The organism is Streptomyces sp. JNUCC 64, assembly GCF_054484115.1.
Map to the genome: position 1 here is coordinate 2,274,350 of NZ_CM137015.1, position 16,023 is coordinate 2,290,372.

At 72.6% G+C, this 16,023-nt stretch carries 11 protein-coding genes; 7 read left to right on the plus strand and 4 right to left on the minus strand.

Translation table 11 applies throughout. The features are described 5' to 3' along the window. The first annotated feature begins 138 nt into the window (after window positions 1-138). Window positions 139-558 (plus strand): Dabb family protein, encoded by a 420-nt coding sequence (locus tag ACVWNX_RS08920; protein WP_454413352.1) that lies wholly within the window; start codon window positions 139-141, stop codon window positions 556-558. Window positions 559-1,144: 586 nt separating this feature from the next. Continuing rightward, entirely contained in the window at window positions 1,145-3,208 is a 2,064-nt protein-coding gene (locus ACVWNX_RS08925; RefSeq protein WP_454413353.1) for a M4 family metallopeptidase, read from the plus strand. A gap of 92 nt (window positions 3,209-3,300) precedes the next feature. Here the strand turns inward: ACVWNX_RS08925 and glgP are convergent, their stop codons facing one another. The 3 genes from glgP to ACVWNX_RS08940 all read right to left on the minus strand — a co-directional run bounded on the left by glgP (window position 3,301) and on the right by ACVWNX_RS08940 (window position 7,579). Then, the gene (gene glgP, locus ACVWNX_RS08930; protein ID WP_454413354.1) at window positions 3,301-5,922 is read right to left on the minus strand and encodes an alpha-glucan family phosphorylase; all 2,622 of its coding nucleotides are present in this window, start codon (window positions 5,920-5,922) and stop codon (window positions 3,301-3,303) included. A gap of 288 nt (window positions 5,923-6,210) precedes the next feature. Continuing rightward, on the minus strand, window positions 6,211-6,615 hold the full coding sequence (locus tag ACVWNX_RS08935) for a Zn-ribbon domain-containing OB-fold protein (RefSeq protein WP_454413355.1): 405 nt from the start codon (window positions 6,613-6,615) through the stop codon (window positions 6,211-6,213). Between the two features lie 169 nt (window positions 6,616-6,784). Next, window positions 6,785-7,579 (minus strand): TetR family transcriptional regulator, encoded by a 795-nt coding sequence (locus ACVWNX_RS08940; protein ID WP_454414682.1) that lies wholly within the window; start codon window positions 7,577-7,579, stop codon window positions 6,785-6,787. A 171-nt stretch (window positions 7,580-7,750) separates the two neighbouring features. Between ACVWNX_RS08940 and ACVWNX_RS08945 the strand changes: the two genes are divergently transcribed. Further along, window positions 7,751-8,536, plus strand: a complete 786-nt coding sequence (locus ACVWNX_RS08945) for an electron transfer flavoprotein subunit beta/FixA family protein (RefSeq protein ID WP_454413356.1) — start codon at window positions 7,751-7,753, stop codon at window positions 8,534-8,536. A 135-nt stretch (window positions 8,537-8,671) separates the two neighbouring features. Next, window positions 8,672-9,697: an electron transfer flavoprotein subunit alpha/FixB family protein gene (locus tag ACVWNX_RS08950; RefSeq protein WP_454413357.1), complete on the plus strand. Its 1,026-nt coding sequence runs from the start codon at window positions 8,672-8,674 to the stop codon at window positions 9,695-9,697. A gap of 66 nt (window positions 9,698-9,763) precedes the next feature. Here ACVWNX_RS08950 and ACVWNX_RS08955 read toward each other — a convergent pair whose 3' ends face one another. Continuing rightward, window positions 9,764-10,954 carry a cytochrome P450 gene (locus ACVWNX_RS08955; protein ID WP_454413358.1) on the minus strand — a complete coding sequence of 397 codons (1,191 nt, stop codon included), beginning with the start codon at window positions 10,952-10,954 and terminating at the stop codon, window positions 9,764-9,766. Between the two features lie 191 nt (window positions 10,955-11,145). Here ACVWNX_RS08955 and ACVWNX_RS08960 point away from each other — a divergent pair, with 191 nt between their 5' ends. The 3 genes from ACVWNX_RS08960 (at window position 11,146) to treS (ending at window position 15,853) form a co-directional block, all read left to right on the plus strand. Next, window positions 11,146-11,904 carry a helix-turn-helix domain-containing protein gene (locus ACVWNX_RS08960; protein WP_454413359.1) on the plus strand — a complete coding sequence of 253 codons (759 nt, stop codon included), beginning with the start codon at window positions 11,146-11,148 and terminating at the stop codon, window positions 11,902-11,904. Window positions 11,905-12,077: 173 nt separating this feature from the next. Continuing rightward, on the plus strand, window positions 12,078-14,090 hold the full coding sequence (locus tag ACVWNX_RS08965; RefSeq protein WP_454413360.1) for an alpha-1,4-glucan--maltose-1-phosphate maltosyltransferase: 2,013 nt from the start codon (window positions 12,078-12,080) through the stop codon (window positions 14,088-14,090). Further along, complete coding sequence (gene treS, locus ACVWNX_RS08970) at window positions 14,087-15,853, plus strand: maltose alpha-D-glucosyltransferase (protein ID WP_454413361.1); 1,767 nt, start codon at window positions 14,087-14,089, stop codon at window positions 15,851-15,853. The genes ACVWNX_RS08965 and treS overlap by 4 nt, the downstream gene beginning before the upstream one ends. Window positions 15,854-16,023 lie beyond the last annotated feature (170 nt).

Consider the following 16,023-nt stretch of genomic DNA (forward strand, 5'->3'; position numbering starts at 1 on the left):
GAACCGGACCCGACCGAACCCTTAACTGAACTCACGGGTTCAATCAACCGTCCTTCTATGTTCTACTGACCAGACCATTCAGTCGGGCCAACCAGCTTTCCCCACAAGCCGGTTGACCCATGCGGAGGAGGTCGAAGGATGATCGTCCACATACTGCGCTTCAGCTTCCGGGACGGCACGACCCCGGCGGAGCGGGAGGAGGTGCTGGCCGCGATGCGGCGGACGGCGGCGGTGGAGTCGACCGCGTTCGGGGCGGTGGGCAGGGACATCGGCGATCCCGCCGAGGGCTTCACCCACGCCTACTGCGTCGGCATCGCGGACCTCGCCGCGCTGGAGCGCTATCTGCACGACCCGGTCCACCTCCGGGGCGACGACGTGATCATCCCCCGGCTCGCCCGGCTGGCGAGCGTCCGGCTGTCGGACGACCCCGACCCGGAACTGGCGGACCGGATCGCCGCGCTGCACCTGGCCAAGCGCGCCCGGTACCCCGAGTGGGCCCGGGCGCTCGACGCCATCCCGGACGTCCGGCTGCCGTCGGGCGGCGCCGCCGTGCGCTGACCCCGAGCCCTCCACGGACACCCCCACGCCGGGGCCGGGGCCGCCCGGTCACCCACCGGACGGCCCCGGCCCCCGTCCGCACCCATGGCGTTTCGGCCACCTCCCCCGCCCCGTCCCCCGCCGCCGGACCGTCCCCCCACCCGTCCCGCGTCCCCCACGCACCCGTTGCCGCACCGGCCTCGGGGGACGTTCACGGAGCCACCGCCCCGCCCACCGGACGCGCCCCTCCGGGCAGCGGACCATTTCGAGCCAAGATAATGACGCGCTCCTGACAAGTGCGTCGCCGGAGTGCCAGTCTTCCCCTCGGCCGCCGTACCGCACGGTCCGTCCCGCTCGTCCCGGCGGCACCGTACGGCACCCGGTCCGGTCCACCGGCACCACCCGCGGTGACGCGGGGCTCCCCCCACCCCAGCGACCCCCAGCCCACCCGGGCCACCACCGCCCGCGGGCCCCCACGCACCGCGCGGCGACCGCCCGCCCCCACCCGGGGACGCGGCCGCACATGGTTCCGCCCCGATCTGCCCGGACGGCCATCCGCCGCCCGGTCCCCCGGCCGCGTACACCGGCGGCCACGCAGAAGGAGTCCGTGTTGAGACCCACCTCCCAGACGCCCCCCACGTCCCGCGTCCGGCGTCGTCGCCGCGCCACCGCCGGGGGCGCGCTCGTCGCCGTCGCCGCGCTGCTGGCCGTCGCCGTGCAGACGGGCGCCGCGACCGCCGCCCCCGAGGGCCGCGCGCCGTACGCGCCGACCAAGGCCGACCCCGGCTCGCTGCCCGCCAAGCTCTCCCCCGCCCAGCGCGCCGGGCTGATCCGGTCCGCCCAGGCGAAGTCGGCGGCGACCGCCCGGGAGCTGGGGCTGGGCGCCAAGGAGAAGCTCGTCGTCCGGGACGTCGTCAAGGACCGGGACGGCTCCACGCACACCCGCTACGAGCGCACCTACGACGGGCTGCCCGTCCTCGGCGGCGACCTGGTGGTCGACAGCTCCGCGTCCGGTGCCCGGCAGGGCGTCACCAAGGCGTCCCGCTCCGAACTGAAGGGCATCGCCGCCGCCCCGGCCGTCAAGGCCGCCACGGCCGAGAAGCAGGCGGTGCGCGAGGCGGCGGCGGAGGGCTCGAAGAAGACCTCCGCCGACCGGGCCCCGCGCGAGGTGGTCTGGATGGCGTCCGGGAAGCCGGTGCTCGCCTACGAGACCGTGGTGGGCGGCTTCCAGCACGACGGCACCCCCAACGAGCTGCACGTGGTGACCGACGCCGGCACCGGCGAGAAGCTGTACGAGTGGCAGGCCATCGTCAACGGCACCGGCAACACCCAGTACAGCGGCCAGGTCACCCTGGGCACCACCGCGGCGGGCGGCAACTTCACCCTGGCCGACGCCGGGCGCGGCAACCACCGCACCAACAACCTCAACCGGGGCACCTCCGGCACCGGCACCCTGTTCTCGCAGAACAGCGACACCTGGGGCGACGGCACCCCGTCCAACCCCGGCACCGCGGGCGCCGACGCGGCGTACGGCGCCGCCGAGACCTGGGACTACTTCAAGGAGGTCTACGGGCGCAGCGGCATCCGGGGCGACGGCGTCGGCGCGTACTCCCGCGTCCACTACGGCGACAAGTACATCAACGCCTTCTGGTCGGACTCCTGCTTCTGCATGACGTACGGCGACGGCGCCAACAACCAGAAGCCGCTGACCTCGCTGGACGTCGCCGCGCACGAGATGACCCACGGCCTCACCTCGAACACGGCGGGCCTGGTCTACAGCGGTGAGTCCGGCGGGCTGAACGAGGCCACCTCCGACATCTTCGCGGCGGCCGTGGAGTTCCACGCCAACAACGCCGCCGACCCGGGCGACTACCTGGTCGGGGAGAAGATCGACATCCGGGGCAACGGCACCCCGCTGCGGTACATGGACCGCCCCAGCCGGGACGGTTCCTCCAAGGACTACTGGTACGCGGGCATCGGCTCGGTGGACGTGCACTACTCCTCGGGTCCGGCGAACCACTGGTTCTACCTGCTCTCCGAGGGCAGCGGCGCCAAGACGGTCAACGGGGTCGCCTACGACTCCCCGACCTCCGACGGGCAGCCGGTGACCGGGATCGGCCGGGACAAGGCCGCGCTGATCTGGTTCCGCGCGCTCACCACCAAGTTCACCTCGTCCACCAACTACGCGGCGGCCCGCACCGGGACGCTGGCGGTCGCCGGTGAGCTGTACGGCACCACGAGCCCCGAGTACGCGGCCGTGCAGCACGCCTGGGCGGGCGTCGCGGTCGGCGCCCGGCCCGGCGGCGGCGAGCCGCCCACCGGGACGGTCTTCGAGAACACCACGGACGTCGCGATCCCGGACGCCGGAGCGGCCGTCACCTCCTCGGTGAACGTGACCGGGCGCACCGGCAACGCCCCGTCCGACCTGGCGGTGGGCGTGGACATCGTCCACACCTGGCGCGGTGACCTGGTGATCGACCTGGTGGCCCCGGACGGGACGGCCTACCGGCTGAAGAACTCCAGCGGCAGCGACTCGGCGGACAACGTGAACGCCACGTACACCGTCAACGCCTCCTCGGAGACCGCGAACGGCACCTGGCGGCTGCGGGTGCAGGACGTCGCCGGGCAGGACACCGGGTACATCAACAGCTGGAAGCTGACCTTCCCGTAGGCCGCGCGGCCGGGAGGCCACGAGACCGACGCGGAACGGGGGCGGGGAACCGTACGGTTCCCCGCCCCCTTCGCGTCGGCCGGGCGCGCGGGTCAGCGCATCAGGACGCCCGCCTCCGGGCCCGTCCCGGTGACCGGTGCCGCCACCAGGCCGAGTTCCACCGTCGCGCCGAGCAGCCGGTGCGCGGGCAGCACCCGCACGGTGTACCCGAAGGGCCCGGTGCGGTCGAGGGCGAGCTGCCCCTCGTACCCCCAGCACCCCTCCAGGTCGGCGCCGCCGACCGGCTTCAGCGGGACCACCGCCCCGTCCACGATCCGGTCGTCGGGGTCCACCCGCCCGGCGACGGCCTGCACCTCGACGTCCCCCGGGGTCAGCTCCCCGAGCCGCACCCGGACCCGCAGCGGCACCACCGCCCCCAGTTCGGGGACGCCCGCCGCGCCGACCGCCTCCACGTGGTCCACCGCGACCCGCGCCCAGCCGCCCCGCACCCGGGCCTTCCACCCGGCCACGTCCCGCGCGGCGTCCGGGGTCAGCGCCCGGTGCGCGGCGGCGGCGGGCACGTAGAGCCGCTCCACGTACTCCCGGACCATCCGTCCGGCGAGCACCTTCGGTCCCAGCCGGGTGAGGGTGCGGCGGACCATCGCGATCCACCGGTCGGGCAGTCCGTCGGGGCCGCGCTCGTAGAACCGGGGGGTGACCCGCCGCTCCAGCAGGTCGTACAGGGCCCGGGCCTCCAGGTCGTCGCGCCGCTCGGGGCCGGTGGCGTCCCCGTCGGCGGTGGGGATGGTCCAGCCGAAGTCGGGGTCGTACCACTCGTCCCACCAGCCGTCGCGGACCGACAGGTTGAGGCAGCCGTTGAGCGCCGCCTTCATCCCGGAGGTGCCGCACGCCTCCAGCGGGCGCAGCGGGTTGTTCAGCCAGATGTCGCAGCCGGGGTAGAGGCGTTGCGCCAGGTCGATGCCGTAGTCGGGGAGGAAGACGATCCGGTGCCGCACCCGGGGGTCGTCGGTGAACCGCACGAGTTCCTGGACCAGCCGTTTGCCGCCGTCGTCGGCCGGGTGCGCCTTGCCCGCGACGACGACCTGGACGGGGCGTTCGGGGTGCAGCAGCAGTTCCCGCAGCCGCTGCGGATCGCGCAGCATCAGCGTCAGCCGCTTGTAGGACGGCACCCGGCGGGCGAAGCCGATGGTGAGGACGTCCGGGTCGAGCACGGAGTCGATCCAGCCGAGTTCGGCGGCGGCCGCGCCGCGCTGCCGCCAGGAGCGGTAGAGCCGTTCGCGGACCTCGCCGACGAGCCGGGCGCGCAGGGCGCGGCGCAGCCGCCACAGTTCGGCGTCGGGGACGCCGTCCAGGTCGGCTCCGCCGTCGGCGTCGTCCGGCCCGTCCCCGGCGCCCGGGGCGTCGTCCCGGCCGGGGCCGCCGAGCCGCAGCACCTCGGGGGCGACCCAGGTCGGGGCGTGGACGCCGTTGGTGACGGAGGTGATGGGCACCTCGTCGGCGTCGAAGCCGGGCCAGAGCCCGGCGAACATCTCCCGGCTGACCCGGCCGTGCAGCACCGAGACCCCGTTGGCGCGCTGGCTGAGCCGCAGTCCCATCACGGCCATGTTGAAGACGGCGGGGTCGCCGCCGGGGTAGGACTCCCGGCCGAGCCGCAGCACCCGGTCGGCGTCGATGCCGGGGAGTTCCGCGTCGGCGCCGAAGTGCCGGGCGACCAGGTCCCGGTCGAAGCGGTCGATCCCGGCGGGGACGGGGGTGTGGGTGGTGAACACGGTCCCGGCGCGGACCGCCTCCACCGCCGCGTCGAAGTCGAGCCCCCGGACGACGTGTTCGTGGATGCGTTCCACGCCGAGGAACCCGGCGTGGCCCTCGTTGGTGTGGAAGACCTCGGGCTCGGGGTGCCCGGTGAGACGGCAGTACGCGCGCACCGCCCGCACCCCGCCGATGCCCAGCAGCATCTCCTGGAGCAGCCGGTGTTCGCTGCCGCCCCCGTACAGCCGGTCGGTGACGTCCCGTCCGGCGGGGTCGTTCTCCTCCAGGTCGGAGTCGAGCAGCAGCAGCGGCACCCGGCCGACCTGGGCGACCCAGATCCGGGCCCGCAGGCTCCGGCCGCCGGGCAGCGCCAGCGCGACCCGGGCGGGGACGCCGTCCGCCTCGGTGAGGAGGGTCAGCGGCAGCTCGTCGGGGTCGAGCACCGGGTAGTGCTCCTGCTGCCAGCCCTCCCGGGACAGGGACTGGCGGAAGTAGCCGTGCCGGTAGAGGAGTCCGACGCCGATCAGGGGGACGCCGAGGTCGCTGGCGGCCTTGAGGTGGTCCCCGGCGAGGATGCCCAGCCCGCCGGAGTACTGCGGCAGGGCGGCGGCGATCCCGAACTCGGGCGAGAAGTAGGCGACGGCGGCGGGGCCCCGGCCGCCGCCGGAGCGGGTGCGGTACCAGCGTTCGCCCTCGGTGTAGACGCGCAGGTCGGCGGCGAGCGCGGCGAGCCGGGCCAGGAACGCGGGGTCGTCGGCGAGCGCGGCGAGCCGGTCGGCGGTGACGGTGCCGAGCACCCGGACCGGGTCGCCGTGGGCGTCGTCCCAGGCCGCCGGGTCCAGGGAGCGGAAGAGTTCGCGGGTGTCCTCGTGCCAGGACCAGCGCAGGTTGCGGGCCAGGTCGTTCAGCGCGGCCAGCGGTCCGGGGAGCACGGGGCGGACGGTGACGCGACGGATGGCCTTCACGTTTCCACCTTCGCAGTTGAACGCGGGAGGGGAGCCGCGCGCGTGCTGTCCACGGCCCGGCTCCACGTCAAGCCTCGAAGGTATCGGCGCGGGCGCCGCGCCGGTCACGGCGCACAGGGCCCCGCCCGCAGGTCACACGTCCGGACCCATCCGGGGCCGTCCGGGCCCGTCCCGATCCGGCGCGGGCCGGGCCCGGACCGGGTCGTCGGGGCGGGGCGGGGTGGGCCGTCGGGCCGGAGTGGGCCCTCGGGGCCGGAGTGGGCCGTCGGGCCGGGGTGGGGCGTCGGCTCAGTTCCAGCCCTCGCGCATCCCGGGGTCGCACAGTTCGACGACGACCTCGCCGGCCGTCGGGTCGGTGTCCGCGTCGGCCACGTAGCGGACCCGGGCGCCGACCCAGACGAGGTGCGGTTCGGCGCCGATGACCCGGCAGCGGAACATGAACCCCTCGGGGAACCGGATCAGCGACTCGTTGCGGGCGAGCCGGGTGTAGCGGTGGACCACCGTGGAGCGGATGACGACGCCCTCGCCGGTCCCGTGCTCGGGTTCCAGGTCGCTGGAGGAGCAGACGGGGCAGATCAGCCGCCGGAAGGAGGGCGTGGCGCACCAGCGGCAGCGCTGGTAGGTGAGGCCGGGCCGTTCCCCTTGGAGGGCGGGGCGGGCGGCGGGCGTGGTGTCGGTTCCGGACTGCGGCATGGCGGATCCCCTTGCGCTCGGCACTGTGGCGCATCGGCTCGCGTCGACCATCGGCACGATATGACACTCAGTGCCGAAATGACTAGGCACTGAGTGTCGTATTCTCGACCGTCGCGCCGTCCCCGGGCCGAGGGGCCGGGGGGGCGGGGCGCGGGGTGCGGGGTGCTGGTCAGCGCCCATCCGGGCCGTCCAGCGCGGTCTCGATCCGCTGGACCACGCGCCACAGCGGCGCGTTCCGCTTGGCGACGACGACGATCACGTCGTCGTCGACCCCGTGGGCGTCGTCGCCGTCGCCGTTGCCGCCGGTCCGCTCGTCGCCACGGTCGCCGGGCGCGGGCGGGGTCGCGGGCGCGGGGGTCTGCGGGGTCGCGGACGGGGCGACGGGGGCGGGGGCGCGGCCGGTCACCTCCCCGGCTCCGTGCCAGACCCTCAGCACCAGCTCCAGGGCGTGGTCCACCTCGGCCTCCGGACCCCCGGCGCCGCCCGCCCGCAGCCAGGTCCGCAGCCCGTTGTTGTGCGCGGCGACCACGGCCGCCGCGATCATCTCGGCCCGCAGCGCCCCGTCCCGGGAGCCGCCGAACCGCCCGCGCAGATAACCGGCGAGGGTCGCCTCGTACCGCCGGACCACCGACAGCTCGTACGTCCGCAGCCCCGGCACTTCACGGGTCAGCCGGTAGCGCTGGACGGAGTACTCGGGGTTCGCCGCGTAGAGCCGCAGCACCAGCCGGGCCGCGTCGCAGACCCTGGCCACCGGGTCACCGTCCGGGTGCGCCGCGAGGAAGGCGCGCATGTCCTCCAGACAGCGCTCGTGGTCCGGGAAGACCGCGTCCTCCTTGGACGGGAAGTACCGGAAGAACGACCGGCGCCCCACCCCCGCGCGGGCCACGATGTCGTCCACCGTGGTCTGCTCGAAGCCCCGCTCCAGGAAGAGCTGGAAGGCGGCTTCGGCCAGCGCCTCGCGCATCGGGGTCTTCCCCTCGCGGGTCGCCCCCGGTCCGACGGCGGTCGAATCTGTGTCTGCGGTCATGCCGGGAACGTAACACCGCGAACCCCTATTTGGCACTAGGTACCTTTACAGAGGGTACTGAGTGCCATAGCGTGGGAGGACGAATCATCCCACGCTAGGAGAGTCGCCGTGACGCTGAGGATCGTTGTGTGTGTGAAGTACGTGCCGGATGCGGCGGGTGAGCGGCGGTTCCTGGGGGATGGTCGGGTGGATCGTGAGGGGGTGGACGGGTTGTTGTCGGAGTTGGATGAGTATGCGGTGGAGCAGGGGTTGCGGTTGGGGGAGGCGTCGGGGGATGCGGAGGTGGTGGTGGTGACGGTGGGTCCGGAGGATGCGCGGGTGGCGGTGCGGAAGGCGTTGGCGATGGGGGTGGACCGTGGGGTGCATGTGGAGGATGAGGGGATCGCGGGTTCGGATGTGATGGGGACGTCGTTGGTGGTGGCGGAGGCGGTGCGGCGGGTGGGGTTCGATGTGGTGGTGTGCGGGATGGCGTCGACGGATGGGGTGATGGGGGTGTTGCCGGCGTTGCTGGCGGAGCGGTTGGGGGTGCCTCAGGTGTCGTTGTTGTCGGAGGTGTCGGTGTCGGGTGGGGTGGTGCGGGGGCGTCGGGACGGGGATGTGGCGTCGGAGGTGGTGGAGGCGGTGCTGCCGGCGGTGGTGTCGGTGACGGACCAGTCGGGTGAGGCGCGGTACCAGTCGTTCAAGGGGATCATGGCGGCGAAGAAGAAGCCGGTGGAGTCCTGGGGTCTGGCGGATCTGGGGCTGGACGCGTCGCTGGTGGGCGCTCAGGGCGCGTACACGGTGGTCGATGAGATCACGGAGCGTCCGGCACGGGTCGCGGGGACCGTCGTCACGGACACGGGCGGGGGCGGGCTGGCGCTCGCGGAGTTCCTGGCGTCGCGGAAGTTCGTGTAGTTCCCGGGTTCCCGGCTGTGCGGGGGCTTCTCTGCCCCTTCTCTTCCTGATCTCGTCTCTTCGCTTCTCTTCGCTTTCCCTCTCTCGTTTCGTCTCGTCTCGTCTCGTTCGTTCCGTCTGCTTAAGGGGTGTGTCATGGCTGGTGTGGTGGTGTTCGTGGAGCATGTGGGTGGTGTGGTGCGGAAGCCGTCGTTGGAGTTGTTGACGGTGGCGCGGCGGTTGGGTGAGCCGGTGGCGGTGGTGGTGGGTGAGGGTGCCCGGGGTGCGGTGGGTGTGTTGGGTGCGCATGGTGCGGTGCGGGTGTTGGTGTCGGAGGATGTGGTGTTCGGGGAGTTGTTGGTGGTGCCGAAGGTGGATGCGTTGGTGGCGGCGGTGGGTGTGGTCGCCGGTGACGGTGGTGATGGTGACGGTGCTGCTGGTGGTGACGTTGACGGTGGTGGTCCGGTGGCGGTGTTGTTGTCGTCGTCGGGGGAGAATCGTGAGGTGGGGGCGCGGGTGGCGTTGCGGTGTGGTTCGGGTGTGATTGTGGATGCGGTGGATGTGGTGGGGGGTGTGGGGGGTCCGGTGGCGGTGCAGTCGGTGTTCGCGGCGGGGTTCTCGGTGCGGTCGAGGGTGTCGCGGGGGGTGCCGGTGATCGTGGTGAAGCCGAATGCGGCGCCGGCGGAGGAGGTCGCGGGTGGGGAGGCGGCTGTGGTGGTGGAGGAGTTGGGGGTGGTGTTCTCGGATGCGGGGTTGTCGGGTCGGGTGGTGTCGCGTGAGGGGCGGGTGGTGTCGGGTCGTCCGGAGCTGACGGAGGCGGCTGTGGTGGTGGCGGGTGGTCGTGGGGTGAACGGGGCGGAGAACTTCTCCGTGGTGGAGGGGTTGGCGGACGCGTTGGGTGGTGCGGTGGGCGCGTCGAGGGCGGCGGTGGACGCGGGGTGGTATCCGCATGCGGCGCAGGTGGGTCAGACGGGGAAGAGTGTGTCGCCGCAGTTGTATGTGGCGGTGGGGATCTCGGGGGCGATCCAGCATCGTGCGGGGATGCAGACGTCGAAGACGATCGTGGCGGTGAACAAGGACCCGGAGGCCCCGATCTTCGATCTGGTCGACTACGGGGTGGTCGGCGATCTGTTCACGGTCGTGCCCCAGCTCACTGACGAGGTCAACCACCGCAAAGCCTGACCACACCGGACCACGGACGACGGGGTTCCCCGCGACGCCCCACGGTCGCGGGGAACCCCGTCGTGCTCACGCGTCCCAGGTGACGGGCAGGCTCATCACCCCGTGGACGTCGGCGCTCTCCGGCCGCAGGACGATCTCGTCGTCCGGAACGGCCGGCCTCAGCGTGGGGAAGCGGGCGAGCAGCGCGGGCAGCGCGATCCGCAGCTCCATCCGGGCCAGTTGGCGCCCCAGGCACTGATGGGCGCCGTGCCCGAAGGCGAGGTGCCCGCCGCCCCGCCGCCGGAGGTCGAGCTTCTGCGGGTCGGTGAAGCGCTCGGGGTCGCGGTTGGCCGTCTGGTACGACAGGAGGACCGTCGTACCGGCCTCGATGGTCCGGCCGCCCAGCTCGACGTCCTCCAGCGCCGTCCTCATGAACGTCTTGGCGACGCTCAGGTACCGCAGCAGTTCCTCCACCGCCCGGTCGGCGAGCGCGGGTTCGGAGCGCAGCGCGGCCAGTTGGTCCGGGTTGCGCAGCAGGGCGAAGGTGCCCAGCGCCAGGGTGCTGGCGGTGGTGTCGAACCCGGCCGCCAGCAGGATCAGGGCGACCCCCGTCAACTCCTCGTCGGTCAGATCGCCCCGGGTGAGTTCGCTGAGCACGTCGTCGGTGGGACGGGCGCGCTTGGCGACCACCAGTTCCGCGAGGTAGCGCCGGGTCTCGGCGTAGGCGGCCACCTGCTTGTCCTTGTCGGGCTCCACGCCGAGGAACGCCTCGACCTGTTCCTGGAAGGAGTCCCGGTCCTCGTACGGCACCCCCAGCAGCTCGCAGATGATGACGGCGGGGAGGGGCTTGGCGAACGCGGTGACCAGGTCCGTGGGCGGTCCGGCCGCCTCCATGGCGTCCAGGAGACCGACGGTGACCTCCTCCACCCGCTCGGTGAGCTGACGCATCCGGCGCGCGGTGAACCTGCCCACCAGGGGCTCGCGGTAGCGCGCGTGCAGGGGGTCGTCGGTGAGGAGGAACTCGCCGGGCGGCGCCGGGTCGAGCGCGAAGTCGCCGACGTTCATCACCTCCTTGCGGGAGCTGAACCGGGGGTCGGCCAGGACCGACCGGACGAGGTCGTACCCGGTGATCAGCCAGCCCCGCTTCCCCCAGATGTGGGTGTAGCGGCTGAGGGGGGCGTGCCGACGGGCGTCGAGCAGTTCCGCGGGCGGGTCGAAAGGGCAGCCGGGCTGACGCGCGGTCGGCAGTTCCGTGATGGTGTGGAGTAATTCGCTCATGGCCTTCTTCCGTTCCCGTTCTCGGGCGATCACTTGTTCGCGACTTCCTGAAGGCTATGCCCGGCCCAGAATGACCGTCAATGCGATGGAATTTGTTTCCGCAGGTCAGAGTCTTGAAAATGAAGCAATGACACTGACCTCGAATGCAATAGGGCATTGCAACGAATGACGGCGAAAGCGATACTGACGCGATGCCAGGAGGACGTTTGACCCAGCGGGACCGGCAGCGCATCGCGACCGGAATCGCCCGAGGACTCTCCTACGCGGAGATCGCCAGACGGCTCGACCGGCCGACCTCGACGGTCAGCCGGGAGGTCGGCCGCAACGGCGGCCCCCGTGACTACCGGCCCGAGCGGGCGCACCAGACGGCGGTCCGGCGGGCGCGGCGCGGCACCCCGGCTCCCCCGCGCCCGGCCGGACCGCCGGTCGACACGGCGGAGCGGGAGATCGTGGAGCTGGCGGTCCGGTCGGGGATGCCGAGGATCACCGCGCGGGTGCACGTGGACCTGCTGCTGTCCGAGGACGGCCGCCGCACCGCGGCCGAACTGGTCCGCAGACTGCGGGTCAGTCCGGCCTCCGTCTCGGTGGCCGTGAACTTCCTGGTCGACCAGGGGTACGTCCGGCGCGAGCGCGACGCCCGGCGGCGCGACGTCTACGTGGTCGACGACGACGCCTGGTACCGGTCGATCGAGATCAGCGCGCGGCGGACGATGGAGGCGGTGCGGCACTCGATGGCGGGGGTGGCGGCGCTGGGGGCCGGCACCGCCGCGGGGCGGCGGCTGGCCAGGACGGGGACGTTCCTGGAGCGGGTCACCACGGACCTGCTGGAGTCCGCCGCTCACTGGCGCCCCCTGCTGACGGACGACCCCTCGCCCTGCCGGACGGATCGCCTCGGCACCCCTGACGAACAGGACCGACCCCCTGTCGCCGGTCCGCCCTCACCCGGGTGAGGGCGGATCGCACACCCGGACGAGTGAACTGCGGGACGGCGGGCAGCGGCGGCCAGCCCCGGGTGCCGCCCGTCAGCCCCCCGCCACCGATACAAAGAGGACAAAAGCCGCATAAATTCGAGGGGCTGCCGTAGTCGGAGTCCCTCGGACCAGAGCCCCAGGGTGATGCCGCGATGTCGCCGATCGGACGTATTCCCGTACTGGACCTCAGTCCCCTGGTCGACCACGGGCGTCGGCCCGCGAAAGCCGTGGTGGACGAGTCCTTCCAGGTCAGTGCCACCGTGTTCCGCGAGGGGCACGAGGCCGTCGCCGCCGGGGTGGTCCTCACCGGCCCGGACGGCAAGGCGGGGACCCGGACGCCGATGCGGGAGCTGGCGCCCGGCACCGACCGCTGGGGGGCCACCGTCACCCCCACCGCCGAGGGACGGTGGACCTTCGCGGTCGAGGCGTGGAGCGACCCCCTGGCGACCTGGCGCCAGCAGGCGCGGATCAAGGTCCCGGCGGGCATCGACACCGAACTCGTGCTGACCGAGGGCGCCCTGCTCCACGAGCGGGCCGCCAAGGGGGTGCCCAAGGCGAAGGGCCGCCGGGAGACCGTGCTCGCCGCCGTGGACGCGCTGCGCGACCGCTCCCGGTCCGCGGCCGGACGGCTCGCCGCCGCCCTGGCGCCCGCCGTGACCGGCGTCCTCGACCGGTACCCGCTGCGGGAGCTGCTGACCGTGTCCGAGTCCGCCCCGCTGCTGGTGGAGCGGCGACGCGCGCTCTTCGGCTCCTGGTACGAGTTCTTCCCCCGCTCCGAGGGGGCCCGGGTGGTGCCCGGCGAGCCCCCGGTCAGCGGCACCTTCAGGACCGCCGCCGAGCGGCTGCCCGCGATCGCCGCCATGGGCTTCGACGTGGTCTACCTGCCGCCCGTGCACCCGATCGGGGGGACGCACCGCAAGGGTCCCGACAACGCCCTGTCGGCGGGCCCCCACGACGTCGGCGTGCCCTGGGCGATCGGCTCGCCGGCGGGCGGACACGACGCGGTCCACCCCGATCTGGGCACCCTCGACGACTTCGACGACTTCGTGCGCCGGGCCCGGGCGCTGCGGCTGGAGGTCGCGCTGGACTTCGCGCTCCAGTGCTCCCCCGACCACCCGTGGGTGACGGAGCGTCCGGAGTGGTTCCACCACCGGGCCGACGGGACGATCGCCCACGCCGAGAACCCGCCGAAGAAGTACCAGGACATCTACCCGATCGCCTTCGACCGGGACCTGGACGGGCTGGTGCGGGAGAGCGTGCGGCTGCTGCGGTTCTGGATGGACCGGGGGGTGCGGATCTTCCGGGTCGACAATCCGCACACCAAGCCGGTGGTCTTCTGGGAGCGCGTCATCGGGGAGGTCAACGCGTCCGATCCCGACATCGTCTTCCTGGCCGAGGCGTTCACCCGACCCGCGATGATGCGGACCCTCGCGGCCGTCGGCTTCCAGCAGTCGTACACGTACTTCACCTGGCGTAATTCAAAGCGCGAGCTGACCGAGTACCTGACCGAGCTGACCGGTGAGTCGGCGGCGGTGATGCGGCCGAACCTGTTCGTCAACACGCCCGACATCCTCCCCGAGTACCTCCAGCGCGGCGGGCGCCCGGCGTTCGAGGCGCGGGCGGTGCTGGCGGCGACGCTCTCCCCGTCCTGGGGCGTGTACAGCGGCTACGAGCTGTGCGAGAACCGTCCGCTGCGGCGCGGCGGCGAGGAGTACGCGCGGTCCGAGAAGTACGAGTTGCGCCCCCGCGACTGGGAGGGCGCCGAGCGGGCGGGGCTCGGCATCGCCCCGCTGATCACCACCCTCAACCGGATCCGCAGACGCAGCCCCGCCCTCCAGCAGTTGCGGGATCTGCACTTCCACCACACCGATCAGGAGGCGATCATCGCCTACTCGAAGACCGCCGTGGGCGAGGGGGGACCCAACACCGTCCTGGTGGTCGTGAACCTGGACCCGCATCGCACCCAGGAGACCACGGTGTCGTTGGACATGCCGCAACTCGGACTCGGCTGGCACGAGCCCGTACCGGTGCGCGACGAGCTCACCGGCGAGACCTACCACTGGGGCAGGGCGAACTACGTGCGCCTGGAACCGGGCCGTACGCCCGCGCACGTCCTCACGCTCCTGCGACCGTCCTCACCGATCGGAGGGTCACCCACACCATGATCGTCAACGAACCCGTCCCCGACACCTTCGAGGACACCCCGGACCGGGACCGGGACCCGGAGTGGTTCAAACGGGCCGTCTTCTACGAGGTCCTGGTCCGCTCGTTCCAGGACAGCAACGGCGACGGCGTCGGCGACCTCAAGGGGCTGACCGCCCGGCTGGACTACCTCCAGTGGCTGGGCGTCGACTGCCTCTGGCTGCCCCCGTTCTTCGCCTCCCCGCTGCGCGACGGCGGCTACGACGTGTCGGACTACACGGCCGTGCTCCCGGAGTTCGGGGACCTCGCGGACTTCGTGGAGTTCGTGGACGCGGCCCACCAGCGCGGGATGCGCGTGATCATCGACTTCGTCATGAACCACACCAGCGACCAGCACCCGTGGTTCCAGGCGTCCCGGGCCGACCCCGACGGGCCCTACGGCGACTACTACGTCTGGGCCGACGACGACAAGGGCTACCAGGACGCGCGCATCATCTTCGTCGACACGGAGGCGTCCAACTGGACCTTCGACCCGGTGCGGGGCCAGTACTTCTGGCACCGGTTCTTCTCCCACCAGCCGGACCTCAACTTCGCGAGCCCGGCCGTGCAGGAGGAGATCATCGCGGCCCTGAAGTTCTGGCTGGACCTCGGCATCGACGGGTTCCGGCTCGACGCGGTGCCGTACCTGCACGTGGCGGAGGGCACCAACTGCGAGAACCTGCCCGCCACCCACGAGATGCTGAAGCGGGTCCGCGCCGAGATCGACGCCCACTACCCGGACACGGTGATCCTCGCGGAGGCCAACCAGTGGCCGGAGGACGTCGTCGACTACTTCGGGGACTACTCCGTGGGCGGCGACGAGTGCCACATGGCGTTCCACTTCCCGGTGATGCCCCGCATCTTCATGGCGGTGCGCCGGGAGTCCCGCCACCCCGTCTCCGAGATCCTCGCCAAGACCCCGCCGATCCCGTCGGGCTGCCAGTGGGGGATCTTCCTGCGCAACCACGACGAGCTGACCCTGGAGATGGTCACCGACGAGGAACGCGACTACATGTACGCGGAGTACGCCAAGGACCCGCGCATGCGGGCCAACCTCGGCATCCGCCGCAGGCTCGCCCCGCTCCTCGACAACGACCGCAAACAGATCGAACTGTTCACCGCCCTGCTGCTGTCCCTGCCCGGCTCGCCGATCCTGTACTACGGCGACGAGATCGGCATGGGCGACAACATCTGGCTGGGCGACCGGGACGGCGTGCGCACCCCGATGCAGTGGACCCCCGACCGCAACGCGGGCTTCTCCTCCTGCGACCCGGGGCGGCTCTACCTTCCGACGATCATGGACCCGGTCCACGGCTACCAGGTCACCAACGTCGAGGCGTCCATGTCCTCGCCGTCGTCGCTGCTGCACTGGACCCGTCGGATGATCCAGATCCGCAAGCAGAACCCCGCCTTCGGCCTCGGCTCCTACGAGGAGCTGCCGTCCTCCAACCCGGCCGTCCTGGCGTTCCTGCGCGAGGCCCCGGGCGGCGACGGGGGCGGCGACGACCTGGTGCTGTGCGTCCACAACTTCTCCCGGTTCGCCCAGCCGACCGAGCTGGACCTGCGGCGGTTCGGGGGACGCCACCCGGTGGAGCTGACCGGCGGAGTGCGGTTCCCGGCCATCGGCGAACTGCCGTACCTGCTGACGCTCGCGGGCCACGGCTTCTACTGGTTCCGGCTGCGCGAGGGCGCCTGGACCCGGACCGGGGCGGACGACGGCCCCTCCGTCCCGGGCCCGGCGGACTGACCCGCCGCCGCCGGAGACCGCCGTCGCCCACCGGACCGGTCGGCCGCCGCCGGCCGTCCGGCCTCCCCGCCACCGCGCACCGCCCCGGGGAGGCCGGACGCCCCGCACCGCACCTCCGCACGAAAGCCCCCGCGCGGCAAGCCCCGTGGGAAAAGCCCCAGGACGAGCCC

What these genes read in the sequence shown, in the direction of transcription:
- treS (WP_454413361.1), top strand. Translation starts at nt 14,087, where the DNA reads ATGATCGTCAACGAACCCGTCCCCGACACCTTCGAGGACACCCCGGAC.
- ACVWNX_RS08950 (WP_454413357.1), top strand. Translation starts at nt 8,672, where the DNA reads ATGGCTGGTGTGGTGGTGTTCGTGGAGCATGTGGGTGGTGTGGTGCGG.
- ACVWNX_RS08965 (WP_454413360.1), top strand. Translation starts at nt 12,078, where the DNA reads ATGTCGCCGATCGGACGTATTCCCGTACTGGACCTCAGTCCCCTGGTC.
- ACVWNX_RS08940 (WP_454414682.1), bottom strand. Translation starts at nt 7,579, where the DNA reads ATGCGCGAGGCGCTGGCCGAAGCCGCCTTCCAGCTCTTCCTGGAGCGG.
- ACVWNX_RS08935 (WP_454413355.1), bottom strand. Translation starts at nt 6,615, where the DNA reads ATGCCGCAGTCCGGAACCGACACCACGCCCGCCGCCCGCCCCGCCCTC.
- ACVWNX_RS08920 (WP_454413352.1), top strand. Translation starts at nt 139, where the DNA reads ATGATCGTCCACATACTGCGCTTCAGCTTCCGGGACGGCACGACCCCG.
- ACVWNX_RS08955 (WP_454413358.1), bottom strand. Translation starts at nt 10,954, where the DNA reads ATGAGCGAATTACTCCACACCATCACGGAACTGCCGACCGCGCGTCAG.
- ACVWNX_RS08960 (WP_454413359.1), top strand. Translation starts at nt 11,146, where the DNA reads ATGCCAGGAGGACGTTTGACCCAGCGGGACCGGCAGCGCATCGCGACC.